Below are 22,762 nucleotides of genomic sequence, written 5' to 3'. Positions count from 1 at the left end.
TCAGCGGCTCCTCTTCGCATCGGCAGCGCGGGGGTCGAGCAGCGGGTACAGGATGTCGACCAGGAGGTTCGAGATCATCACCAGGAACGAGCCGATGAGCGTGATCGCCAGGATCACCGGATAGTCGGAATTGGTCAGCGCCTTGACGGTCAGGCGGCCGAGACCCGGGAGGCCGAAGACGAGTTCTACGAAGATCGCACCGTTGACGATGGTGATCATGATGAGGCCGAGCTGGGTGACGACCGGCGTCAGGACCGGCCGCAGGATATGCTTGAGCGCCACGACGACCTCCGGAACGCCCTTTGCCCGGGCGGTGCGGACGAAATCCTCGGAAAGCACCTCGATGACCGCGGCGCGGGTCTGGCGGATGATGAGCGCGATCGGCTGGAACGAAAGCACGAGCAGCGGCAGCAGGACGCGAATGTCGAAGACGCCGCCCCAGCCATAGGGCACGTTGACGCCGGGGAGCAGCACGATGAGGCCAACCATCAGCAGCGGCCCCGCGACATAGGCGGGGATCGCCCAAAGGAAAAGCGCCGAGCCGAGGATGATGTAGTCGAGGCGGCGGTTCTGGTTGAGCGCCGCGATCATCCCGAGCGGGATGGCGACGAGCGCGGTGAGAATGATCGAACAGAGCGCCAGCTTGAAGGAGACGGGTGCGGCCGCCTTGACCATCGCCCAGACGGAGCGTCCGGAGTTCAGCGAGTTGCCGAAATCGCCCTGGAGCAGGTTCCAGACATAATAGCCGAACTGCTCGATGAAGGGCTTGTTGAGCCCGGCGCTCTCGCGGATCGCCTCGATGCGTTCCGGATTATAGGCGACGTCCCCCGGTGCACGCAGGAAGATCAGCTTGATCGGGTCGCCCGCGCCGTAGAAGGCGAGTGCGTAGACGGCCATCATCACCAGCAGAACCGATGGTATCCAAATGGCAAATCGTGTCGCGACGTAACGCAGCATGTCGCTCATTCCTCCCGCATGGTGCCGGCCAACCCGCCATGGCGATTTCCGGGCGTCATGCTTTGCCTGGGCCGGCCCAGGTCCACAAAGGGCGTTGGGTGCCGGCCGTTATGTGCGCCAGGTCCGCCACGGAAGCCGAAGCTTGCGGTCCATGCGCCTATTCGAGCGCGAAGGCCTCGGGCCTTCGCGCGACTTGTCTCGCTTAAGGTCTACAGCAGCCGGCCGGTATCAGCCGACCGAAATCTCCCAGGGCTTTGCCACCTGCCAATCGAGGTTCTTGTCGATGCCCTTGACCTCGGCGGTGGCCCAGCGCGACATCGCCTGAGCATACCAGGGGATGAAGGTCCAGTCGTCGCGGAAGGCCTTCTGGGCTTCCTGCGCAAGCGCCACGCGCTGCGGATCGTCGGCCGCCTTCGTCGAACCTTCCTTCAGCAGGCTGTCGACCTTGTCGTTCTTGTAGCCGCCGAGCTTGTTCTGGGCGTTCGAGGACGTCGAGGCGATCGAGCCCTGCAGGTAGGAGACGGCATCCGGCACGCGGGTGCCGACGTCGTCGCGGAAGATCTGCACGGCGTTCTGGTCTGGGCCGGCATAGGCGTCCTGCTGCGGCTTCATGTCGACCGCGGAAATACCGAGGTTCTGGCGCCATTGTTCGGCGATGAACTGGGCCGCCGCTTCGATCGCCGGGCCGGAAACGCCGACGAAGAGAAGCTTCGGCAGTTTCTCCGGTCCGCCATAGCTCGACTCGGCCAGCAGCTTCTTGGCGCCTTCCGGATCGTAAGGATAGGGCTCGAAGCCGGAATTGTCGGCGCCGGGCACGGAATTCAGGATCTGGTCCGTCTTCTTGTGCGGACCGTCGGGGAAGGAGGCCTTCATCAGCCCTTCGCGATCGACGGCGCGGATCAGCGCCTCGCGCACCTTCGGATCGTCCATCGGCTTGCGCGCCGTGTTGAACCAGAAATGCTGGCTGGTCGGAATGATCGGGCCGGAGGCGAATTCGGGGCCGAGATCCTGGATGATCGTCGAGGTGACGAGTTCCGTATGGGCGTTGAACTCGCCGGATTTCAAGAGCGAGGTTGCCGTCACGTTGTCCTCGATCGAGCTGATCTCGATCCGGGCGAGCTTTGGCTTCGGGCCGAAGAAATTCTCGTTCGGTTCGAAAGTGAGCGTGCCGGCATCGATGTCGATCGCCGTAAGCTTGAACGGACCGGAATAAACGGCACCGCTGTCCGGCGTGTACCAGTCGACGATCTCCTCGCCGTCCTCGCCGCGCGACTGCTCGGCCTTGGTGATCGGCGCGATGTGGTTGGCAAGGCGCATGAAGAAGATCGGGTCGGCCTCGCTCAGCGTCACGACGACGGTGCCTTCGTCGGGCGTCGCGATGCCGGAAATTTCCTTGGCGCTGCCGCCGCTTAACTCCGCGTAGCCCGCCACCTTGCTCAGGACCTGGTCGGCGCGCTGGCTCTTGGTGTTCGGCATGGCCGCGACGTTCCAGGAACCCTTGACATCCTCGGCGGTGATCTTGCTGCCGTCGGAGAAGGTCGCCTGGGGATCGATCTTGAAGGTCCAGACCTTGTCGCCTTCGGACGATTCCCAGCTCGCAAACACATACGGGTGGATCTTGCCTTCGCTGTCGAAGAACATCGGCGAGGCCCACCAGATCGAATTCCAGCGATAGGGAACGCCGCCGCCGCGAAGCGGCGACCAGTCCTGGTTGAAGGCCGGATTGGCAACCTTCAACACCTGGCCCTCCTGCGCCATCACGATGCGCGCGTTCATGCCGGCGATCGTCAGCGCCACCGTGGCGCCGAGACCGAGTTTCAGCGCCTCCCGCCGCGAGATGCCCGCCATTGCGGAGTCGAGGTCATTCCGTCTGGTCATTTCTTCCTCCCGTACGTGAAATCGAGCGCCTCCGCTCTCCCCGGATCATGGCGCTCTGATTGGCCCTACACTGGACTATATTGTAAATATGTCAACTAAAATTGCGCATGTGTCCGATAGCGAGATTGGCGTCACGAAAAAAAGCGCATTGAATCAAAGCTTTGCTGCGACACGAAAATTTCGGCTGAGTTTTTCATATTGACAACAGGGGCGATATTGAACCAAACAGGAGCGATGAAGCGCACGCTGGAAGCGGCGAAAAGCGGTCGGGAAGGCCGCATCTGACAAGTTCGTCAGCTGTTTGCGACGACCGCGGAGGAGGCACAGATGAACGGACGACATGTGGTGACCGGCGTTTACTGCGCGGCGGCGACGCCGCTCAAGGAGAGCGGCGAGCCGGATCTCGGCCTCTTTGCCGCCCACTGCGCGCGGCTGCTTGCCGAAGGCTGCCATGGAATTGCGCTGCTCGGCACGACCGGCGAGGCCAATTCGTTCTCGCAGGACGAGCGCCGGGCGATCCTCGAAAGCGCTCTTGCCGCCGGCATCGCTGCCGACCGGCTGATGCCCGGCACCGGCGTCGCGGCGATCCCTGAAACGGTGGCGCTGACGAAACATGCGCTTGCGCTCGGGGTGAGGAAGATCGTGATGCTTCCGCCCTTCTACTATAAGGGTGTCAGCGACGAGGGCATCTATGCGGCCTACTCGCAAATCCTTGAAAAAATTGGCGATAACCGGCTGAAGGTGATCCTCTACCATATTCCGCAGGTCTCCGGTATCCCGCTGTCGATTCCGCTGGTAAAGCGGCTCGCGGCGGCCTTCCCCGAGACGATCGTCGGCATCAAGGACTCCGCCGGCGACTTCGCCAATATGCAGGCGTTGGTGACGGAACTGCCGAATTTCTCCCTGCTTGCGGGCGCTGATCCCTTGCTCCTGCCGCTGCTCAAGGCCGGCGGTGCGGGCTGCATTACCGCGACCTCTAATCTTGTCGGCGATTCCTTGCGGCTGATTTTCGACAATGTCTCGGATCCAGCGAAGGAGGCCGAGGTCGAGGCGGCCCAGGCGCGCATCAACGCCTACAGGACGCTGTCGAATTCCTATGTGCAGATCCCGACGATCAAGGCGATGGTCGCGTTGAAAAGCGGCGAGAATGCCTGGGTCCGGACACGCGCCCCGCTTATGCCGCTCAGCAACGGTGAACGGGCGGACCTCGCTGCCAAGTTTGCGGCCTTGCCCTGAGGGAGACTCCGATGACCTATTCCGCTCTGGACCCGAACGACGTTCCTCGCCGGATGACGGGCGCGTTGGTTTCGAACCCGACCGAGCCCGGCCGTTTCGACGCCTACCTGCCATCCCCTTGCGTGCAGAACCATGCCGCCAATCTCGCCTTCCTGCCGGACGGCACGCTGACCTGCGTCTGGTTCGGCGGAACGATGGAAGGAATGGGTGACATCTCGGTTTACATGTCGCGGCTCGAGCCCGGCGCGGGCCGGTGGACGGATCCGGAGAAGATGTCCGACGACCCGGCGAAATCCGAGCAGAATCCGTTGATCTTCACGGCACCGGACGGTCGCGTCTGGCTGCTCTTTACCTCGCAGACCTCTGGAAACCAGGACGGAGCCGTGGTCAAGCGCCGCATTTCCAGCGATGGCGGCAAGTCCTTCGGTCCGACCGAAGTGCTGTGCGACATACCCGGCACCTTCGTGCGCCAGCCGATCATCGTCAACGGCGCCGGCCAATGGCTGCTGCCGGTGTTCCGCTGCATCGGCGAGGCGGGTCGGCGCTGGACCGGCGACGTCGACAGCGCCGCCGTGCTGATCTCGCACGACCAGGGCAGGACGTGGGCGATGACTGAAGTGCCGGACAGCATCGGCGCGGTGCATATGAACATCGTTCCGGCCGGCGGCGATGCGATGGTCGCTTTCTACCGCAACCGTTTCGCCGCCCATGTGCTCAGAAGCCAATCGAGCGACGCGGGGCTGAACTGGACGGCGCCGCAACCCGTGGACCTGCCGAACAACAATTCGTCGATCCAAGCGATCCGTACAAAAAATGGCGCGATTGCAATGGTTTACAACCACAGCAATGCGTCGATGTCGGATGCGCGCCGCCACTCGCTTTATGATGAGATCGAGGCCGACGGCGGGGAGGGCAGCGGGACCACTGAGGCCGTTGCCTCGGCCCGCCCGGCCGTCTGGGGCGTACCGCGCGCACCGCTCAGCCTTGCGTTTTCGACGGATGGTGGGCGGACATTCCCACGCCGCATCGACCTCGATACCGGCGACGGCTATTGCCTGAGCAACAATTCGAAGGATTCGCTCAATCGCGAATTCTCCTATCCATCGATCGTGGAGGACGGAGAAGGTCGGCTGCACATCGCCTACACCTATTTCCGCCGGGCGATCAAATATGTGCGGCTGGATCGGGGCTTCATCGAAGGCGCAAAGTGATCCGCAGGGCCGTGTTCTGGCCCTGAATTGACAAGTGCGGCAGCCCGGGCCGTATCTCCTCGGCATGCGTCGCGGCTGCCAGATCGCTGGCGGTCGGGGCGGTGCCATGTCCACTATTTTCTTTTTTTAACAGTAGCATATGCGCCGCACTCCGGAAATACCGCGGCCGCCGGGAGGCAGAAGGTGACAGGCGGTGGACAAAATGCCGATTGCCGCTCTTGCCATTCGATGACATAAAGTATAACAACTTTACATCTTGGCGCGTTTTGCGCCCGGGTTCAGGGAGGACCGATCGGATGAGCAGTCTGGATGCGCCCATCGTCATGGTGAGACCGGGTCTGATCGAGTTTGGCACCGGCGTCGCGGCAAGGCTCGGCGCCTGGGCCAAGGGCAAGGGATACCGCCGGGTTCTGGTGATCTCCGACGCTTTCAACGCGGCGCGCAGCGACGTTCTCGGGCTTGCCGGCGAGGTGACCGTTTATGGCGACGTTAAGGCCGAGCCGGATACGACCGACCTCGACCGCGTCCTTGCGGCGGCCGCAGGCGCCAAGGCCGACCTGATCGTCGGCTTTGGCGGGGGCAGCGCCATGGACCTTGCCAAGCTCGCGGCGGTCCTCTCCGGCTCGTCGCAGAACCTCGCCGACGTCGTCGGCGCCGGCAAGGTCGCCGAGCCGCGTAAAGCGGCGCTCGCCCAGGTGCCGACCACATCCGGAACCGGCAGCGAAGCCGGCATCCGGGCGCTGGTCACTGACCCGGAGACGAAGGCCAAGCTCGCTGTCGAGAGCATCCACATGCTTGCCGACATCGCCGTCATCGATCCCGCACTCACCTTCACCGTGCCGCCGAAGGTCACGGCAGCGACCGGGGTGGACGCTCTGGCGCATTGCGTCGAGGCCTTCACCAACCGCAAGGCCCATCCCGCGATCGACATTTATGCAATCGAGGGCGTGCGCCTGGTCGGGCGCTATCTCTCGCGCGCCGTCCGTGACGGCAACGATGCCGAGGCCCGTGCCGGGCTGTCGCTTGCTTCGCTCTATGGCGGCTATTGCCTCGGGCCGGTGAATACGGCGGGAGGTCACGCGCTTGCCTATCCGCTCGGCACGCGCTGGCATGTCGCGCATGGTGCTGCCAATGCGCTGATCTTCCCGCACGTGCTTGCCTTCAACACGCCGGCCGTCCCGGAAAAGACGCGAGCCGTCCTCGAGGCGCTGGACCTGCCGGCCTCGCAGGACATCAGTTCCGTCTTCGACGCGGCACACGGGTTCTGCGCCTCGCTCGGCATCGAAATGAAGCTGCGGCAGCTCGGCGTGCTCGCCAACGATCTCGGCACGATGGCCGACGATGCCTTCGCCATCCGGCGGCTGCTCGACAATAATCCGCGCGACCTGTCACGCGCCGACATTCTCGCAATCTACGAGGCGGCCTACTAGGCAGGCCCCCAGGGAGGAAACCATGGGCATGGACACCCGCGTCGCAATCACGCTCGGCGATCCGGCCGGCGTCGGCCCGGAGGTGATCGTCAAGGCGCTGGCGACCCTGCCGCAAGAGGAACTCGGGAATTTCACCGTCGTCGGCAATATCGAGGCGCTGGAACAGGCCAAGCGGTCGACGTTGACGGCAGTCAACTTCTCGACGGTGCCTGCCGAGGGTGCGGTCCGGGTAGAGGAGGTGCCGATCGATGCGCCCCTGCCGGAAATCGGCAAGGTGAGTGCGGTCGCCGGCGAAGCCTCGGTGCGTTATATCCGCCGCGCCGTCGAAATGGCGACGGCGGGCGAGGCCGACTGCATCGTCACTGCGCCGATCAACAAGGAGGCGATGAATCTCGCCGGCCACCATTTCGACGGACACACCGGGCTCCTTGCGCACCTGACCGGCTCGAAGAGCTCGTTCATGCTGCTTGCTTCCGAGCGGCTGAACACCATCCACGTCTCGACCCACGTGTCGCTGCGCGGCGCCATCGAGCGCGCCACGGTCGAGCGGGTCCTGGCGACGATCGAGGCCGGCCACAACCATTTCATGCGGCTCGGCATGAAGCCGCGCATCGCCGTCGCCGGCCTCAACCCGCATTGCGGCGAGAACGGCCTGTTCGGCGACGAGGACACCCGCTTCCTGGTGCCCGCCGTCGAGCTGGCAAAGGCCAAGGGCATCGACGTTTCCGGCCCGATCTCGGCCGATACGGTTTTTGCACGCGCCTATAACGGCGCCTTCGACCTCGTCGTGGCGCAATACCACGACCAGGGCCACATCCCGATCAAGCTGGTTGCCTTCGACACCGCCGTGAACGTCTCGCTCGGGCTGCCGATCGACCGCGTCTCCGTCGACCACGGAACGGCCTTCGACATCGCCGGCACCGGCAAGGCGAACCACGTCAACATGCTTTCGGCAATCGCCTATGCGCGGCTGGTGGCGAGTTCGCCGAGGCGAGCGGTCCCGCAGTAGACGGCGCTCGCAGGAGACGTCAGTTCCCAAACCCCGGCGCGTAATCGGCGACGTCGACGGACGGCGGCCGTCCCTCAATGTGCAGTTCACTTACCCGTGGCGGCGTGCGGGCGATCACCTTGCCGCGGCGGATGACCGCGAGCCGGTTCGGTTTCAGCCGCAGGGCTTCGAGCGGATCACGCGCCTGCAGGATGACGAGGTCGGCGTTGCAACCCTTGCCGAGGCCATAGCCTTCGAGGCCCATCGTCTTCGCCGAATTGACGGTCAGCGCGTCGAAGATCTTCCGCTTGTCGTCGATGCCGGCCATCTGGGCGACGTGGATCGCCATGTGCCCGACCTCCAGCATGTCGCCGGAGCCCATCGAGTACCAGGGGTCCATCACGCAGTCGTGGCCGAAGGAGACGTTGAGGCCGGCCTCCATCAACTCGCGCACGCGGGTCAGGCCGCGGCGCTTCGGATAGATGTCGTGCCGGCCCTGCAGCATGATGTTGATCAGCGGATTGGGGATGACATTGATCTCGGCCTCCGCCATCAGCGGAATGAGTTTCGAGACGTAGTAGTTGTCCATCGAATGCATCGAGGTGAGGTGCGATCCGGCGACCCGGCCCTGAAGGCCGAAGCGGATCGTCTGAGCGGCCAGCGTCTCGATATGCCGCGACATTGGGTCGTCGGTCTCGTCGCAATGCATGTCGACCGGCAGCCCGCGCTCAGCCGCGATCCGGCAGAGCGCTTCCACCGATGCGGCCCCGTCGCTCATGGTGCGCTCGAAATGCGGAATGCCGCCGACGACGTCGACGCCCATGTCGAGCGCCCGGTTCAAGGCGTCGACCGCGGCCGGCGAGCGGTAGTAGCCATCCTGCGGGAAGGCGACGAGCTGCAGGTCGATATAGGGCGCCACCTTCTCGCGGACCTCGAGCAGCGCCTCCGCCGTCACCAGCCGCGGATCGGTCGTATCCACGTGGCTGCGGATGTGGAGGAGGCCCTGCGAGACCGCGAGGTCGCAATAGCGCAGCGCCCGCTCGACCAGCGCCTCGCGCCTCAGGGTCGGACGCAGCTCGCCCCAGAGCGCGATGCCTTCGAGCAGCGTGCCGGAGCGGTTCATCCGCGGCAGCCCGAGCGACAGCGTCGCATCCATGTGAAAATGCGGATCGACGAAGGGCGGCGAAACGAGCCGGCCGGTCGCGTCGATCTCTTCCCTTGCCGCCGCTTCGATCCTCGCGGCCACCTCGGCGATCCTGTCGCCCCTGATGCCGATATCGACGCCGCTGCGGCCATCGGGAAGATTTGCGTTTCGGATGATGAGGTCGAACATGGGCTGCACCAAGGGAAGAAGGTTAGGGTCGCGACGCCGGTCGGAATCAGGATGCAATTGCTGATTTAATCGCTGTCCGGATGGGTCTTCCAGGTCGGTCTGACTTCCGGAAATTCGGGCATCACCTCGGGCTCGACTGTCGCGCGCCGTAGCGTAACCCCCTCGAGATTGCGATTGCCGAACGCAGCGGCGCTTCCATCAGCGTTAGTAGCCAAGAGTCCGACGACGTCGGATGGCGCGCTTCTGACATAGTCCTCGGCTCGCTCCAGAACGTCGGATATTTTTTGTCGAACAAAACTTGGAGTCCAGTTTTCCGGAATGCCTCGTACAGACAAATATTCATCATCAGTAACGGACAACGCTTTTCTCCGAATTTCTTCGATTGTCCTGACGGGAGAGAAATGCGGGGGCTTCCCAGCGGCCGCCATTATCAGTGGGCCGAGAGACGCAAGGTTCTCTTCAATTGAGAGCAGGTCTACATAGTCTCTGGCTTTCCTTCTGGCGGAAGCCGCTATTACTTTATTTATGGCAAGATCCAGCGGATGCAGACGCGCTCCCCATTCCTCGTCGCGAATGAGGGGAAAGAAGCGCATACGCGTTTCGCTCATCCACTGTATGAGGGTACTTTCTCCGAAGCGACTGACGCGCGCCTCGACGCAGCCATAGATGTTCACCTCAACCGAAACGCGGAACCCATCCAACTTGAGTGTGTCCATATCGCGCTGTGCCGTCTCGCCTATCTCTTCGTCGGTGTCGTGAAAGATGTCCAGGTCATCCGAGAGACGCGGCCAATCCATGTTCAGAACGACACCGCCTGCCATGTAGCTTGAATCGGACCGGTTTTTCGCAATCGAGATCATGATGCCGCGTTGCAGCTGTGTAAGGGCCATCAGCGGTTGCCCTCGAGTTCGGCAAGCATTCGGCGGCCCATCCCGAAAGCCCGAGCGTCCCCCCGTTCCATCAGCGCGTCAGCGACAATCCTGCACCTGCCCTCGACGCTGTCGACCCTGCTTAGATCGATATTGTCGAGGATCCGGAGACCGTAGCGTTCTGTAGCCGCTTGCAGGAATTCAATCATGCGTTCCTTTTTGTTTCGGTGCTCTTGCCGAAGCTTGCTGGCAGACGCGAGAATAGCGTCTCGATCGGCGGCAGGGACGAGGACTTCCACACGCACGAGATCTGCTGCGCCCCCAATCTCTCGATATTTCCTGATGCGTTCGCGCGATGACATGGCCGTTTTCTCCACGTGCTATCCCAACATAAGCGTATCCCGGATACGCATCAAGGTTCTGCTGGTAAAGGGATCAAATACTCTCCGGCAGAAAAATGTCGAAGGGCAGGATCGTCTGCCCGGGCACGCCGGCCGAGCCGCGGTCGATGGCACCGATCATCAGGCTGATCGTTTCTCTCGCAAGCGCCTGGACGGGCGTGGCAACGGCCATGATCACCGCTTCGTCGGCAAGCGCCGCGCGCGACTCCGGCGTCAGTTCGTTGACGACGACGAGCAGCTTGCCCTCGAGCTTTTCCTCGCGGATCGCCGAAATCGCCCCCTCCATGCCGCCGCCGCAGACGTAGAAGCCGAGAAGGTCCGGGTGGCGCTTCAGGAGGTCGAGCGTCGCCTCATGGGTGATTTCGGCGGTGTCGAGGTTGACCATCGTGTCGAGCACCTCGAATTCGGGCGCCTTCTCGCGGAAATAGGAGCGAAAGGCGATCTCCCGCAGTTCATGGCCGAGGAAGCGGTGACTGCCGATGAAGGCAGCGACCTTGCCCGGCCGCTTGGCCGCCTTGGCGATCATCCAGGCCGCGGTTCGCCCGACCTTGTGATTGTTCATGCCGATATAGCCTTCGCGCACGCCGGCGGCGAAGTCGGAGAGCAGCGAGAAGGTCGGAATGCCGCGCTCTCTCAGTTCCTCGACCGCGGTCGTTACGGCAGGGTAGTCGGGAGCGACGAAGGCGATCGCCTGGTTGCGCGCCGCCATTGTCTTCAGCTTCTCGGTAATCCCGGCTGGCGTCGAATTGGCAACGAAGTCGACCTGCGGGACAACCCGGGCATGGGTGAGCGACAGCGCTGCGTTCTCCATTTCCCTTGCGACGGCCTGATAGAAGGCTTGCTGCGGTTTTTGCAGGAGAAAGCCGAGACGGTATTGCGGCAGATCCTCGAAAACGCGCTGCCGCAGGAGACCGACGGCGTGGTAGCCGATCGCCTTTGCCGCGTCATAGACGCGCCGCGCCGTCTCCTCGCGCACCGGGTGTCGCCCGTTCAGCACGCGGTCCACCGTCGCGACGCTCACCCCCGCGGCCCGTGCCAGATCCGCGATCGTCGGCCTGCTGCTCATCTCCGCCTCCCTGACAGCATTACCTCATGAATGAGGTCGCCGCCATGATGTGTTTTGAGAGAATATATCATGACTGCATTGAGAGCTGGCAAAAGTCAACTTATTCTCCTCGCATCAGATGGAGACGCAATCGGCAGCGCGCTTCGGGAGGCAGGGATGACGACAGTTCCGACGAAACGAGATTACAGCCTGCTGGGTCGCGACGCCCAAGCCGCGGTGGCGAACGGGCTGGCGGCGGCCGAGTGGTACCACACCGACATTCCGCGCAAGCAGATGAAGGAACTGATGAAGCGCGATGATGGTCCGGCCATCCGCGATACCGCGATCTGGCTCGGCAGCATGTTCCTTTTCGGCGGTCTTGGCGTCTATTTCTGGGGCACCTGGTTCGCCGTGCCGTTCTTCCTCGCCTATGGCGTCCTCTACGGCTCGGCCTCCGACAGCCGCTGGCACGAATGCGGCCACGGCACCGCGTTCAAGACGATGTGGATGAACGACGCCGTCTATCAGATCGCCTGCTTCATGATCATGCGCAATCCGGTGACCTGGCGCTGGAGCCACACCCGCCACCACACCGACACGGTCATCGTCGGCCGCGACCCGGAGATCGCCGTCATGCGGCCGCCGGATCTCATCCGTCTCGTCCTCAATTTCTTCGGCATCATCGATGTCTGGCATGCGGTCATCGACATGGTGCGAAACGCCTTCGGCGTCATCAGCGCCGCCGAAAAAACCTTCATTCCTGAAATGGAGCGATCGAAGGCGATCCTCGTCGCCCGCATCTGGCTTGCGGTCTATGTCGCGACGATCTGTCTCTCGGCCTATCTGGGCTCGATCCTGCCCCTGATGCTGATCGGCCTGCCGCGGCTCTATGGCGCCTGGCACCACGTGCTGACGGGGCTGCTTCAGCATGGCGGGCTTGCCGACAACGTCATCGATCACCGGCTGAACAGCCGCACCGTCTACATGAATCCGGTGAGCCGCTTCATCTACTGGAACATGAACTACCACGTCGAGCACCACATGTTCCCGATGGTGCCCTATCACGCACTGCCGAAGCTGCACGCGATGATCAAGCACGACCTGCCGGCGGCCAATCCGTCGATCCTCAGCGGCTATCGCGAGATGATCCCGGCCTTCCTGAGGCAGTTGCGCCACGAGGACTATTTCCTGAGGCGCGAACTGCCGGCGACGGCAAGGGCCTATCGGGAAGAGTTCCACGGCGAGCCGGTCGCCGCCGAATAGCTGCCAGCGACGGCAAACAGAAATTCAGCATCCAATGGAGGAAACCATGAGCTCGAACTGGGTCGAGGTCTGTGCGGCCGACGAGATCGACGAGGAAGACGTCATCCGTTTCGACCATGAGGGTCGCACCTTCGCGGTCTACCGCAGCCCCGAAGACGAATATTTCGCGACCGACGGGCTCTGCACGCATGAGCAGATCCATCTGGCCGACGGGCTGGTGATGGACGACATCATCGAATGTCCGAAGCACAACGGCCGCTTCAACTACAAGACCGGCCAAGCCAAGGGCGCCCCCGTCTGCGTCAACCTCAGGACCTATCCGGTCAAGGTCGAAGCCGGCAGCGTCTTTATCGCGATTTCCTGAGGACGGGGCCTGACGCTTCAGGGGCGAGGGGAGGAGAACATGAGCCATATCGTTATCGTCGGCGCCGGCGAATGCGGCGCAAGGGCAGCCTTTGCCCTCAGGGAAAAGGGCTTCGGCGGAGAGATCACCCTGATCGGCACCGAGCCGCATCTTCCCTATGAGCGGCCGCCGCTGTCCAAGGACGGGCTTGCCGGGACCGAGCCGCCAAGACTGGTGGCCGATGCCGGGCGCTACGAAGAGGCAGGGATTGCCGTACTGACGAACGTCTCTGTCGAGTCGATCGACCGTCGGCATAAGGCCGTGCGGCTTGGGGATGATCGGGCGATCCGCTACGACCGACTGCTGCTTGCGACCGGCGCCCGACCGCGTGCGCTTCCCGGAGCGCCGGAGAATTCGGACCGCATCCGGGTGCTCCGGACCCACGCCGACGCCTTGGCGATCCGCGGCGCTCTTAGACCGGGGCGAAAGCTCGCCGTCATCGGCGGCGGCTTTATCGGCCTCGAACTGGCTGCAACCGCCCGCAAGCTCGGCGCCGAGGTCGTGCTCATCGAGGGTTTGCCGCGTGTCCTCTCCCGCGGTGTGCCGGAGGAGATCGCGGCGGTCGTTGCCGATCGGCATCGGCAGGAAGGCGTCGAGATCGTTTGCGGCGCGCGCATCGCAGCGCTCGAGGCGGATGACGATGGGCCACGGGTTGTCTTCGCGGACGGCGCGAGCAGGCCCTTCGACCTCATTGTCGTCGGCATTGGCGCGGTCCCGAATACCGAGCTTGCGGCGGCGGCCGGGCTCTTGATCGAAAACGGCATTGCCGTCGACGAGACGCTGAGAACATCGGACCCCGACATCTATGCGGCCGGAGACTGCTGTTCCTTTCCCCTGTCGCACTATCGCGGCCGGCGGGTGCGGCTTGAAGCCTGGCGCAATGCCCAGGATCACGGCACGCTCGTTGCAGCCAATCTCATGGGCGCGGCCGAGCCGATCGCAAGCGTGCCGTGGTTCTGGTCAGATCAATACGAGCTCACCCTGCAGATCGCCGGCCTTGCCGATGGCGCCACGACGACCGCCCGGCGCGATATGGGAGACGGCGCCTTCATTCTCTTCCATCTCGATGGCGAGGGCCGGCTGATCGCCGCAAGCGGCATCGGGCCCGGTAATGCGGTGGCCCGCGACATTCGCCTTGCCGAAATGCTGATCGCCGCGGGCTGCAGGCCAGACCCGGCGGCGCTTTCCTCGCCGAAAACCAAGCTGAAGACGTTGCTGGCGGCCTGACGGTCGCCGGGGTCGCCCTTTCCAAGCATTCATCTGGAGATTTCCATGAAACATCGTCGTCCGACCGTTGCCGATCTCTTGTCGATCAAGGGCCAGAGGCAACTCACCATGCTGCGCGTCGTGACGCTGGAAGAGGCGGAAGCCGCAGAAAAAGCGGGCATCGATCTCGTCTCCGTTCCGCCGGCGCTGCTCGGGCCTGAGTTCCGCGAGACGGCGCCCACGGTCTTCGCCTTTCCCGGGCTCGAATATGGCGACTTCATCACGGCCGAAGACTATCTGCGCGGCGCCTTCGAGGCGATGCGGGCGGGCGGCGATGCCGTCTATTGCGCCGCCGGCCTTTCGACGGTCAGGCGGCTTCGCGAGGAGGGAATCCCGGTCTGCGGCCATGTCGGGCTGATCCCGTCAAAGGCGACCTGGACAGGCGGCTTCCGCGCGGTCGGCAAGACAGCGGAGAGCGCGCTGGAGATCTGGCGCCAGGTCAAGGCGCTCGAAGAGGCCGGCGCCTTCGCCGCCGAGATCGAGGTCGTGCCGGGAGAGGTCGCGGCCGCGATCTCTGAGCGCACCTCGCTCTTGATGCTCTCCATGGGCGCCGGCACCGGATGCGACGCCCAGTATCTCTTTGCCGAAGACGTGCTCGGACAGAACCGCGGCCATTACCCTCGCCACGCCAAGGTCTATCGCGACTTTGCCGCCGAATTCGAGCGGCTGCAGCAGGAACGCATCGCCGCCTTCCGCGAATATGCCGACGACGTCCGCTCGGGCGCTTATCCGGAGAAGGCACATCTGGTCGGCATCGAGCCGGTTGAATTGGAGGAATTCCTCGACAAGATCGATACTCAGGAGCGGACGGCGTTCCGCGCAGGATAGCAGCGCCGGCGCCGCTGCGTCGGTTCAGACGTAAAAAGGTCGCTGCAGCACTTTCAATTGCTGCAGGAATTATCCTTTAATTGGCTCCGGTCTACAGCGCCGCGCGTCTTATCAGACGCGCAAAGGTCACTGTAGCACTTTGAATTGCTGCATGTCTTTCTCCTTAAATCGAGGTCGATTTAAGGAGAAAGACATGCAGTAGGGAAGCAATGGGCGCAGCGCCCAAAGGTGTGACAGCGAAGGACGAATGATGAACAGCTATGTCTTGACGGTAACCTGCAAATCCACCCGCGGCATCGTCGCGGCGCTGTCCGCCTATCTCGCCGGAGAGGGCTGCAACATCATCGACAGCTCGCAATTCGACGACCTCGAAACCGGCCTGTTCTTCATGCGCATCTCGTTCATCTCGGAAGAGGGCGTCGGCCGTGCCGCACTCGAGGAGGGGCTGAAGCCGATCGCGGAGAAATTCACCATGGACACGGCGCTCCACGACCAGGCGGAACGCACCAAGGTGCTCTTGATGGTGTCGCGCTTTGGCCATTGCCTGAACGACCTGCTCTACCGCTGGAAGATCGGGGCGCTGCCGATCGACATCGTCGGCGTCGTCTCCAACCACTTCGACTACCAGAAGGTGGTCGTCAACCACGACATCCCCTTCCACTGCATCAAGGTGACGAAGGAGAACAAGCCGAAGGCGGAGGCGCAGCTGCTGGAGTTCGTCGAACAGACCGGCGCCGAGCTGATCGTGCTCGCCCGCTACATGCAGGTGCTGTCGGATGCGCTGTGCAAGAAGATGTCGGGGCGGATCATCAACATCCACCACTCGTTCCTGCCGTCGTTCAAGGGCGCCAACCCCTACAAGCAGGCCTATGAGCGCGGCGTCAAGCTGATCGGCGCGACGGCGCACTACGTCACCGCCGATCTCGACGAAGGCCCGATCATCGAGCAGGACATCGCCCGCATCACCCACGCGCAGTCGGCCGAGGACTATGTGTCGATCGGCCGCGACGTCGAAAGCCAGGTGCTGGCCCGGGCGGTCCATGCCCATATCCACCACCGCACCTTCATCAACGGTAACCGCGTCGTGGTGTTCCCGCCGAGCCCGGGTTCCTACGCCTCCGAGCGCATGGGCTGAGGCAAGAAACACCGTCAATCGACCAAACCCCGCTCGGCAACGAGCGGGGTTTTTCATTTTCATGCCGCTGAATCTCTTCGCTTTTCCATGCGGACGAAAAGGGTGCTTGACACTGCAGTATTATGGCATACCATAGTATGTAATAGAGAAATGAAGGAGACGGCGATGGCCATCGAAATCCGCAAGACCCTGCTGCAGGTGGAGACGACGCTGATCGAGGGCGGCAAGGCTGCGCCGGTGCCGCTGAAGCTCTATTCGGCCATCGCCGTCGTGAAGAACCCCTGGGCTGGCGCGGGCTATGTCGAGAACCTGAAGCCGGAAATTCACGCGGCGGCACCGGTGCTTGGCGAGCTTCTGACGAAGATGATCATCGACGCGGTCGGCTCGGGTGAAGCGGTCGAGGGCTATGGCAAATCGGCAATCGTCGGTCTCGACGGCGAGGTCGAGCACGCATCGGCGCTGATCCACACGCTGCGCTTCGGCAATCACTATCGCCAGGCCGTCGGCGCCAAGTCCTACCTCGCCTTCTGCAACACGCGCGGTCCGGCAAACGCGCCCTTGATGATCCCGCTCATGGACAAGAACGATGAAGGGCGCCGCTCGCACTATCTGACCATCCAGACCGCCGTCCCGGATGCGCCGGCGGCGAACGAGATCGTCATTGCGCTTGGCGCCTCTGTCGGTGGACGCCCGCATCACCGCATCGGCGATCGCTACCAGGACCTGAAGGATCTTGGGCAGGATGTCGCCAATCCGGCCGGCGTTTGACGCCGCGGGTCCGGGGCACGACGATGCTAAAGTCCGAGCGAACAGAATTGACGGCCCTCGGCGCCAGCCGCGCAAGAACGGCGCATGGTGCCGCCTATGTGGATAGCGGTCACGGCGAGCCGCTCGTGCTGATCCACGGGGTCGGCATGCGCCTCGAAGCCTGGGCGCCGCAGATTGCCGCCCTGTCTGCCCGGTGCCGTGTCATCGCCGTCGACATGCCGGGCCACGGCGAGAGCGACAGGCTGGATCCGGGCGCGAAGCTCGAGAAATTCGTCGTCTGGCTCGGCGTCTTGCTTGATGACCTGAAACTGGAGCGTGTCAATCTCGCCGGCCATTCGATGGGCGCATTGATTGCCGGCGGGGCGGCCGCGACGCTTTCCGGACGTATCCGCCGGGTGGCGCTTCTGAATGGCGTATATTTGCGCGATCCCGATGCGAAGGCGGCGGTCGTCGCCCGGGCCGACATGATCCGCAAGGGCGCGGTCGATGTCGACGGTCCGCTGAAACGCTGGTTCGGCGAGGGCAGTGAAACCGAAACGGTCTATGAACTGACGCGAAGCTGGCTGCACGCCGTCGATCCCGAAGGCTATGCGACAGCCTATAATGCCTTTGCGCATGGCGACGACGTCTATGCCGGAAGTTGGCCCGAGGTGCAGTGCCCGGCGCTGTTCCTGACCGGCTCCGAGGACCCGAATTCGACGCCCGAAATGGCGCGTGCCATGGCCGCCGCCGCGCCGCGTGGCTGGGCGCACATCATCGAAGGGCATCGCCACATGGTCAATCTGACGGCGCCGGATACGGTCAATGCGATCCTCGAAGACTGGCTCTCAAAGGAAGGGGAGAAGTCATGACAACAGCTACTTTGGACCCCCGCGCGCTGCGCGACGCCTTCGGTTCGTTCATGACCGGCGTGACGGTGGTCACGGCGAACGACGCGTCGGGACGGCCGATCGGTTTCACGGCGAACTCCTTCGCCTCCGTATCCATCGATCCGCCGCTTCTGCTCGTTTGTCTCGCGAAAACCTCACGCAATTTCGCGACGATGACTGCGGCCAAGGGTTTTGGCGTCAACGTCCTCTCCGAAAAGCAGATGACAGTCTCCAACACCTTCGCCAAACCGGTGGAGGACCGCTTCGCGGCGGTCGAATGGAAGAACGGACCTCATGGCGCGCCGATTCTCGCGGGCGTCAGCGCGTGGTTCGATTGTTCGACGAACGAGATCGTCGACGCCGGCGACCACGCCATCTTGATCGGCCGCGTCGAGGCTTTCGAGAACGGCGCCATGGCGGGCCTCGGCTTCGCGCGTGGGAGCTACATCACGCCGGGCCTTTCCAGCAAGGCGGTTTCGGCTGCTGCGGAGGGCATGCCGCTGATCGCCGCCGTCGTCGAGCGTGACGGTGCGGTCCTCTTGATTTCCGAGGCGGATGGCCGCTGGCGCTTGCCGCAGATGGAGCTCAGGGGCGGTGAGCCGCTGGCGGCGCTGCAGGATTATCTGACGGGTGCGACCGGATTGGCGGTCGAGGTCGGCTTCCTCTACTCGGTCTACGACAACAAGGCGACCGGCCACCAGCATATCGTCTATCGCGCCGTTGCCGAGCCCGGCGAAACCAAGGCGGGGCGGTTCGTCCCGATTGCGGACCTGCCGCTCGACGCGATGGACAATTCCGCCACTGCCGACCTCCTGAGGCGCTTCGCCGCCGAGAGCGCGCTCGGCAACTTCGGCGTTTACGTCGGCGATGAGAAACAGGGCAAGGTTCATCCCTATGCCAGAAAGGCCTGACCCATGAAATTCTCGCTTTTCGTGCATCTCGAGCGGCTCAACCCCGGACAGACGGACGAGAGCCTCTATCGCGAGTTTATCCAGCTTTGCGAAATCGCCGACAAAGGCGGCCTGCATGCGATCTGGACCGGCGAACATCATGGCATGAGCTTCACGATCGCGCCCAATCCGTTCCTGAGCCTCGCCGATCTCGCGCGGCGCACGAAGAATGTGCGGCTCGGCACCGGCACGGTGATCGCGCCGTTCTGGCACCCGATCAAGCTCGCCGGCGAAGCGGCGATGACCGATATCATCACCGCTGGCAGGCTCGATATCGGCATTGCCCGCGGCGCCTATAGTTTCGAATATGAGCGGCTTGCCCCCGGATTGGATGCCTGGGGCGCCGGCCAGCGGATGCGCGAGCTCATCCCCGCCATCAAGGGCCTGTGGCAAGGCGACTACGCGCATGAGAGCGAGTTCTGGACCTTTCCGCCGACGACTTCGGCGCCGAAACCCGTGCAGGCGCCGCATCCGCCGATCTGGGTCGCGGCGCGCGATCCCAACAGCCATGAATTCGCGGTTGCCAACGGCTGCAACGTGCAGGTCACGCCGCTCTGGAACGGCGACGGCGAGATCGCCAGCCTGATGGAGCGCTTCGAGGCGGCCTGCGCCAAGAACCCGGAGATCGAGCGCCCGAAGATCATGCTGCTGCAGCACGCCTATGTCGGCACGGACGAAGCGGACCTGGAACGGGCGGCCAAGGAGATGAGCGTCTATTACAACTACTTCTTCGCCTGGTTCAAAAACGAGAAGCCGATCCGACAGGCCCTCATCGAGACGATCTCCGAAGAGGAAATGGCCGAGAATGCACTGATCTCACCCGAGGTGATGCGCAAGAACCTGGCGGTCGGCACGGCCGACCAGGTCATCGCCCGCCTCAAGGCCTACGAGGCGATGGGTTACGACGAATATTCCTTCTGGATCGACACGGGCATGAGCTTCGAGCGCAAGAAGGCCTCGCTCGAGCGCTTCATCGCCGAGGTCATGCCGGCATTTGCGGAGTAGGGCACATGCAGCGTTTCCAGTGCTACATCGACGGCGAATTTGCAGATGGCGAAGCCCGGTTCGAAAGCATCGATCCGGCTACGGGTGCCGCCTGGGCGGAGATGCCTGAGGCGCGGGAAGCCGATGTCGATCGCGCCGTCGAGGCTGCGCACACGGCGCTTTACGACGGTCCGTGGCCGAAGCTGACGGCAACGCAGCGAGGCAAGCTTCTCTACAAGCTTGCCGACCTCGTCGCCGAGAAAGCGCAGAAACTTGCGGAACTGGAGACGCGCGATACGGGCAAGATCATCCGCGAGACCTCGGCGCAGATTGCCTATGTCGCGGAGTATTACCGCTATTACGCCGGCATCGCCGACAAGATCGAGGGTTCCTATCTGCCGATCGACAAGCCGGACATGGATGTCTGGCTGCGCCGCGAACCGATCGGCGTCGTCGCCATGGTCGTGCCGTGGAACAGCCAGCTGTTCCTGTCGGCGGTGAAGATCGGCCCGGCACTGGCGGCCGGCTGCACCATGGTGGTGAAGGCCTCGGAAGATGGGCCGGCGCCGCTGCTGGAATTTGCCCGGCTGGTTCATGAGGCAGGCTTTCCGGCCGGCGTCGTCAACATCATCACCGGCTTCGGTCCCTCTTGCGGTGCGGCGCTCAGCCGCCATCGGAAGGTCGACCACATCGCCTTTACCGGCGGGCCAGAGACAGCGCGCCATGTGGTACGCAATTCGGCGGAGAACCTTGCCTCGACCTCGCTGGAGCTCGGCGGCAAGTCGCCCTTCATCGTCTTTGCCGACGCCGATCTCGAAAGTGCGGCCAATGCCCAGGTCGCCGGCATCTTCGCGGCGACCGGCCAGAGCTGCGTCGCGGGTTCGCGGTTGATCGTCGAGAGAAGCGTCAAGGACCGCTTCCTGGACCTCCTCAAGGGAAAGGCCGAGGCGGTCGGGATCGGCCGTCCCCTCGACATGGCGACCGAGGTCGGGCCGCTCGCGACGCAGCGTCAGCGCGACCATATCGAGGCGCTGGTGGAGCACTCGCTCGCCGCCGGGGCCAGGCTGGTCACCGGCGGCACGGCGCCCGAAGGCGCCGGCTACTATTATCGGCCGACGATTCTCGATTGCGACGGCAGTTCGTCGCCGTCACTCGAGGAGGAATTCTTCGGGCCGGTCCTCTCGGTGCTTTCCTTCGAAACCGAAGCGGAGGCGCTCGAACTCGCCAACAATACCCGCTATGGCCTCGCGGCCGGCCTTTTCACCCGCGACCTCACCCGTGCGCACCGCCTGATGAAGGGGATCCGCGCCGGGATCGTCTGGGTCAACACCTATCGGGCGGTTTCGCCGATCGCGCCCTTCGGCGGTTTCGGGCTCTCCGGCCACGGCCGCGAGGGCGGCATGGCGGCCGCGCTTGACTTTACGCGGACGAAGACGGTCTGGCTCAGGACGTCGGACGAGCCGATCCCCGATCCCTTCGTGATGCGGTGACGGCGATGTTCTACGAAATCCGCACCTATCGGCTGAAGAACGGCGCCATCCCCGCCTACCTGAAGGTGGTCGACGAAGAGGGCATCGCGGTCCAGAAGAAGCATCTCGGCGAGCTCGTCGCCTATTTCTTCTCCGAGATCGGGCCGATCAACGAGATCGTCCACATCTGGGCCTACCGGAGCCTCGACGATCGCGAGAGGCGCCGGGCCGCACTCATGGAAGACCCGGACTGGCGGGCTTTCCTTCCCAAGATACGCGACCTGATAGAAGTCGCGGAGAACAAGATCATGAAGGCGGCGCGCTTTTCGCCGACAGGCGGCAGCGCGTCATAGAACAACCAAGCAAAACCGGACCACGGAGCAAGGGAACATGAAGAAGATACTCGCTATGGCGGCCGCTGCCGCGACGATTGCAACAGCCATGCCGGCGATGGCCGCCGATCTCGTCTTTTCGAGCTGGGGAGGCACGACGCAGGATGCGCAGAAAATCGCCTGGGCCGAGAAATTCACGGAAAAGACCGGCATCAACGTGCTCCAGGACGGGCCGACCGACTACGGCAAGCTGAAGGCGATGGTCGAGGCAGGCTCGGTGACCTGGGATGTCGTCGACGTCGAGGGCGACTATGCAGCCCAGGCCGGCAAGAACGGCCTGCTCGAGAAGCTCGACTTTTCGGTGATCGACAAGACCAAGCTCGACCCGCGCTTCGTCACCGACTATTCGGTCGGCAGCTTCTACTATTCCTTCGTGATCGGCTGCAACAAGGATGCGGTAGATGCCTGCCCGAAGAGCTGGGCGGACCTCTTCGACATCGAGAAGTTCCCCGGCAAGCGCGCCTTCTACAAGTGGTCGGCCCCGGGCGTCATCGAGGCGGCGCTGCTCGCCGACGGCGTCCCGGCCGACAAGCTCTATCCGCTCGATCTCGACCGCGCCTTCAAGAAGCTCGACACGATCAAGCCGGAAATCATCTGGTGGACCGGTGGTGCGCAGTCGCAGCAGCTGCTTGCCTCCGCCGAGGCCCCGTTCGGCAGCCTCTGGAACGGCCGCATGACGGCGCTCGCCCAGAGCGGCATCAATGTCGAGACCTCGTGGGAGCAGAACATCACCGCCGCCGACTCGCTCGTCGTGCCGAAGGGCGCGAAGAACAAGGAAGCAGCAATGCAGTTCATCGCGCTCGCGACCTCGCCTCAGGCGCAAGCCGATCTCGCCAAGGCCACCGGCTATGCGCCGATCAACCTGGATTCGCCCAAGGTGATGGACCCGGAGCTGGCCAAGACATTGCCGGATGCGCAAACGGCAACCCAGGTCAATGCCGACATGAACTACTGGGCCGAGAACCGCGATGCGATCGGCGAGCGCTGGTACGCCTGGCAGGCAGAGTAAATCTTGACGGTGGGGAGTGCGTAGCGCGTATTCCCCGCCGATCCGACGCAGGGGCGCGAGGAAGGTCCCTCGCGCAGC

At 63.6% G+C, this 22,762-nt stretch carries 22 protein-coding genes; 16 read left to right on the top strand and 6 right to left on the bottom strand.

What is annotated here, in order from left to right; all coding sequences use genetic code 11:
* Both RHIBR816_RS0119795 and RHIBR816_RS0119790 read right to left on the bottom strand, forming a co-directional pair.
* Window positions 1-957, bottom strand: a complete 957-nt coding sequence (locus tag RHIBR816_RS0119795; RefSeq protein ID WP_018238329.1) for an ABC transporter permease — start codon at window positions 955-957, stop codon at window positions 1-3.
* Window positions 958-1,185: 228 nt separating this feature from the next.
* Complete coding sequence (locus RHIBR816_RS0119790) at window positions 1,186-2,835, bottom strand: ABC transporter substrate-binding protein (RefSeq protein ID WP_034815523.1); 1,650 nt, start codon at window positions 2,833-2,835, stop codon at window positions 1,186-1,188.
* Between the two features lie 327 nt (window positions 2,836-3,162).
* Here RHIBR816_RS0119790 and RHIBR816_RS0119785 point away from each other — a divergent pair, with 327 nt between their 5' ends.
* From RHIBR816_RS0119785 to pdxA, 4 genes are all read left to right on the top strand, one after another.
* Window positions 3,163-4,071 (top strand): dihydrodipicolinate synthase family protein, encoded by a 909-nt coding sequence (locus tag RHIBR816_RS0119785; RefSeq protein WP_018238326.1) that lies wholly within the window; start codon window positions 3,163-3,165, stop codon window positions 4,069-4,071.
* 11 nt (window positions 4,072-4,082) lie between these two features.
* Window positions 4,083-5,282 carry an exo-alpha-sialidase gene (locus RHIBR816_RS0119780; RefSeq protein WP_018238325.1) on the top strand — a complete coding sequence of 400 codons (1,200 nt, stop codon included), beginning with the start codon at window positions 4,083-4,085 and terminating at the stop codon, window positions 5,280-5,282.
* Window positions 5,283-5,578: 296 nt separating this feature from the next.
* On the top strand, window positions 5,579-6,712 hold the full coding sequence (locus RHIBR816_RS0119775) for an iron-containing alcohol dehydrogenase (protein ID WP_018238324.1): 1,134 nt from the start codon (window positions 5,579-5,581) through the stop codon (window positions 6,710-6,712).
* Window positions 6,713-6,734: 22 nt separating this feature from the next.
* Window positions 6,735-7,721, top strand: coding sequence for a 4-hydroxythreonine-4-phosphate dehydrogenase PdxA (gene pdxA, locus RHIBR816_RS0119770; RefSeq protein WP_018238323.1), 987 nt, complete (start codon window positions 6,735-6,737; stop codon window positions 7,719-7,721).
* A 19-nt stretch (window positions 7,722-7,740) separates the two neighbouring features.
* Here pdxA and RHIBR816_RS0119765 read toward each other — a convergent pair whose 3' ends face one another.
* The 4 genes from RHIBR816_RS0119765 to RHIBR816_RS0119750 form a co-directional block, all read right to left on the bottom strand.
* The gene (locus tag RHIBR816_RS0119765; protein ID WP_018238322.1) at window positions 7,741-9,033 is read right to left on the bottom strand and encodes an amidohydrolase family protein; all 1,293 of its coding nucleotides are present in this window, start codon (window positions 9,031-9,033) and stop codon (window positions 7,741-7,743) included.
* 65 nt (window positions 9,034-9,098) lie between these two features.
* Window positions 9,099-9,923, bottom strand: coding sequence for a hypothetical protein (locus tag RHIBR816_RS0119760; RefSeq protein ID WP_018238321.1), 825 nt, complete (start codon window positions 9,921-9,923; stop codon window positions 9,099-9,101).
* The gene (locus RHIBR816_RS0119755) at window positions 9,923-10,279 is read right to left on the bottom strand and encodes a hypothetical protein (RefSeq protein WP_245262627.1); all 357 of its coding nucleotides are present in this window, start codon (window positions 10,277-10,279) and stop codon (window positions 9,923-9,925) included. The genes RHIBR816_RS0119760 and RHIBR816_RS0119755 overlap by 1 nt, the downstream gene beginning before the upstream one ends.
* Before the next feature lie 58 nt (window positions 10,280-10,337).
* Entirely contained in the window at window positions 10,338-11,369 is a 1,032-nt protein-coding gene (locus tag RHIBR816_RS0119750; RefSeq protein ID WP_018238319.1) for a LacI family DNA-binding transcriptional regulator, read from the bottom strand.
* 156 nt (window positions 11,370-11,525) lie between these two features.
* On the opposite strand from RHIBR816_RS0119750, the gene RHIBR816_RS0119745 reads away from it, so the two are divergent.
* The 12 genes from RHIBR816_RS0119745 (at window position 11,526) to RHIBR816_RS0119690 (ending at window position 22,684) form a co-directional block, all read left to right on the top strand.
* Window positions 11,526-12,611 carry a fatty acid desaturase family protein gene (locus tag RHIBR816_RS0119745; RefSeq protein ID WP_018238318.1) on the top strand — a complete coding sequence of 362 codons (1,086 nt, stop codon included), beginning with the start codon at window positions 11,526-11,528 and terminating at the stop codon, window positions 12,609-12,611.
* Between the two features lie 46 nt (window positions 12,612-12,657).
* Window positions 12,658-12,975, top strand: coding sequence for a MocE family 2Fe-2S type ferredoxin (locus RHIBR816_RS0119740; protein WP_018238317.1), 318 nt, complete (start codon window positions 12,658-12,660; stop codon window positions 12,973-12,975).
* 39 nt (window positions 12,976-13,014) lie between these two features.
* Window positions 13,015-14,241 carry an NAD(P)/FAD-dependent oxidoreductase gene (locus RHIBR816_RS0119735; protein ID WP_018238316.1) on the top strand — a complete coding sequence of 409 codons (1,227 nt, stop codon included), beginning with the start codon at window positions 13,015-13,017 and terminating at the stop codon, window positions 14,239-14,241.
* 45 nt (window positions 14,242-14,286) lie between these two features.
* Window positions 14,287-15,108, top strand: a complete 822-nt coding sequence (locus RHIBR816_RS0119730) for a 3-methyl-2-oxobutanoate hydroxymethyltransferase (RefSeq protein ID WP_018238315.1) — start codon at window positions 14,287-14,289, stop codon at window positions 15,106-15,108.
* A gap of 250 nt (window positions 15,109-15,358) precedes the next feature.
* Entirely contained in the window at window positions 15,359-16,243 is an 885-nt protein-coding gene (gene purU, locus RHIBR816_RS0119725) for a formyltetrahydrofolate deformylase (protein ID WP_026187212.1), read from the top strand.
* Window positions 16,244-16,408: 165 nt separating this feature from the next.
* Window positions 16,409-17,011, top strand: a complete 603-nt coding sequence (locus RHIBR816_RS0119720; protein WP_018238313.1) for an amino acid synthesis family protein — start codon at window positions 16,409-16,411, stop codon at window positions 17,009-17,011.
* A gap of 23 nt (window positions 17,012-17,034) precedes the next feature.
* Window positions 17,035-17,862, top strand: coding sequence for an alpha/beta fold hydrolase (locus tag RHIBR816_RS0119715; protein ID WP_026187211.1), 828 nt, complete (start codon window positions 17,035-17,037; stop codon window positions 17,860-17,862).
* On the top strand, window positions 17,859-18,791 hold the full coding sequence (locus RHIBR816_RS0119710) for a flavin reductase (protein WP_026187210.1): 933 nt from the start codon (window positions 17,859-17,861) through the stop codon (window positions 18,789-18,791). Before RHIBR816_RS0119715 ends, RHIBR816_RS0119710 begins: the two co-directional genes overlap by 4 nt.
* 3 nt (window positions 18,792-18,794) lie before the next feature.
* On the top strand, window positions 18,795-19,835 hold the full coding sequence (locus RHIBR816_RS0119705) for an LLM class flavin-dependent oxidoreductase (RefSeq protein WP_018238310.1): 1,041 nt from the start codon (window positions 18,795-18,797) through the stop codon (window positions 19,833-19,835).
* 5 nt (window positions 19,836-19,840) lie between these two features.
* Window positions 19,841-21,304: an aldehyde dehydrogenase gene (locus tag RHIBR816_RS0119700; protein WP_018238309.1), complete on the top strand. Its 1,464-nt coding sequence runs from the start codon at window positions 19,841-19,843 to the stop codon at window positions 21,302-21,304.
* 5 nt (window positions 21,305-21,309) lie between these two features.
* Window positions 21,310-21,636: an NIPSNAP family protein gene (locus RHIBR816_RS0119695; protein ID WP_018238308.1), complete on the top strand. Its 327-nt coding sequence runs from the start codon at window positions 21,310-21,312 to the stop codon at window positions 21,634-21,636.
* Between the two features lie 37 nt (window positions 21,637-21,673).
* Entirely contained in the window at window positions 21,674-22,684 is a 1,011-nt protein-coding gene (locus RHIBR816_RS0119690; RefSeq protein ID WP_026187209.1) for an ABC transporter substrate-binding protein, read from the top strand.
* The last annotated feature ends 78 nt before the right edge of the window (window positions 22,685-22,762 follow it).

The sequence above is a fragment of the Ensifer sp. BR816 genome, assembly GCF_000378985.1.
Classification (GTDB): Bacteria; Pseudomonadota; Alphaproteobacteria; order Rhizobiales; family Rhizobiaceae; genus Sinorhizobium.
Note: the sequence above shows the minus strand (reverse complement) of the source record. Positions and strands in the feature narration are given on the sequence as shown.

Bases quoted from the DNA above. Each gene is read 5' to 3' on its own strand.
- RHIBR816_RS0119795 (WP_018238329.1), bottom strand. From the start codon at position 957: ATGCTGCGTTACGTCGCGACACGATTTGCCATTTGGATACCATCGGTT.
- RHIBR816_RS0119790 (WP_034815523.1), bottom strand. From the start codon at position 2,835: ATGACCAGACGGAATGACCTCGACTCCGCAATGGCGGGCATCTCGCGG.
- RHIBR816_RS0119785 (WP_018238326.1), top strand. From the start codon at position 3,163: ATGAACGGACGACATGTGGTGACCGGCGTTTACTGCGCGGCGGCGACG.
- RHIBR816_RS0119780 (WP_018238325.1), top strand. From the start codon at position 4,083: ATGACCTATTCCGCTCTGGACCCGAACGACGTTCCTCGCCGGATGACG.
- RHIBR816_RS0119775 (WP_018238324.1), top strand. From the start codon at position 5,579: ATGAGCAGTCTGGATGCGCCCATCGTCATGGTGAGACCGGGTCTGATC.
- pdxA (WP_018238323.1), top strand. From the start codon at position 6,735: ATGGGCATGGACACCCGCGTCGCAATCACGCTCGGCGATCCGGCCGGC.
- RHIBR816_RS0119765 (WP_018238322.1), bottom strand. From the start codon at position 9,033: ATGTTCGACCTCATCATCCGAAACGCAAATCTTCCCGATGGCCGCAGC.
- RHIBR816_RS0119760 (WP_018238321.1), bottom strand. From the start codon at position 9,923: ATGGCCCTTACACAGCTGCAACGCGGCATCATGATCTCGATTGCGAAA.
- RHIBR816_RS0119750 (WP_018238319.1), bottom strand. From the start codon at position 11,369: ATGAGCAGCAGGCCGACGATCGCGGATCTGGCACGGGCCGCGGGGGTG.
- RHIBR816_RS0119745 (WP_018238318.1), top strand. From the start codon at position 11,526: ATGACGACAGTTCCGACGAAACGAGATTACAGCCTGCTGGGTCGCGAC.
- RHIBR816_RS0119740 (WP_018238317.1), top strand. From the start codon at position 12,658: ATGAGCTCGAACTGGGTCGAGGTCTGTGCGGCCGACGAGATCGACGAG.
- RHIBR816_RS0119735 (WP_018238316.1), top strand. From the start codon at position 13,015: ATGAGCCATATCGTTATCGTCGGCGCCGGCGAATGCGGCGCAAGGGCA.
- RHIBR816_RS0119730 (WP_018238315.1), top strand. From the start codon at position 14,287: ATGAAACATCGTCGTCCGACCGTTGCCGATCTCTTGTCGATCAAGGGC.
- purU (WP_026187212.1), top strand. From the start codon at position 15,359: ATGAACAGCTATGTCTTGACGGTAACCTGCAAATCCACCCGCGGCATC.
- RHIBR816_RS0119720 (WP_018238313.1), top strand. From the start codon at position 16,409: ATGGCCATCGAAATCCGCAAGACCCTGCTGCAGGTGGAGACGACGCTG.
- RHIBR816_RS0119715 (WP_026187211.1), top strand. From the start codon at position 17,035: ATGCTAAAGTCCGAGCGAACAGAATTGACGGCCCTCGGCGCCAGCCGC.
- RHIBR816_RS0119710 (WP_026187210.1), top strand. From the start codon at position 17,859: ATGACAACAGCTACTTTGGACCCCCGCGCGCTGCGCGACGCCTTCGGT.
- RHIBR816_RS0119705 (WP_018238310.1), top strand. From the start codon at position 18,795: ATGAAATTCTCGCTTTTCGTGCATCTCGAGCGGCTCAACCCCGGACAG.
- RHIBR816_RS0119700 (WP_018238309.1), top strand. From the start codon at position 19,841: ATGCAGCGTTTCCAGTGCTACATCGACGGCGAATTTGCAGATGGCGAA.
- RHIBR816_RS0119695 (WP_018238308.1), top strand. From the start codon at position 21,310: ATGTTCTACGAAATCCGCACCTATCGGCTGAAGAACGGCGCCATCCCC.
- RHIBR816_RS0119690 (WP_026187209.1), top strand. From the start codon at position 21,674: ATGAAGAAGATACTCGCTATGGCGGCCGCTGCCGCGACGATTGCAACA.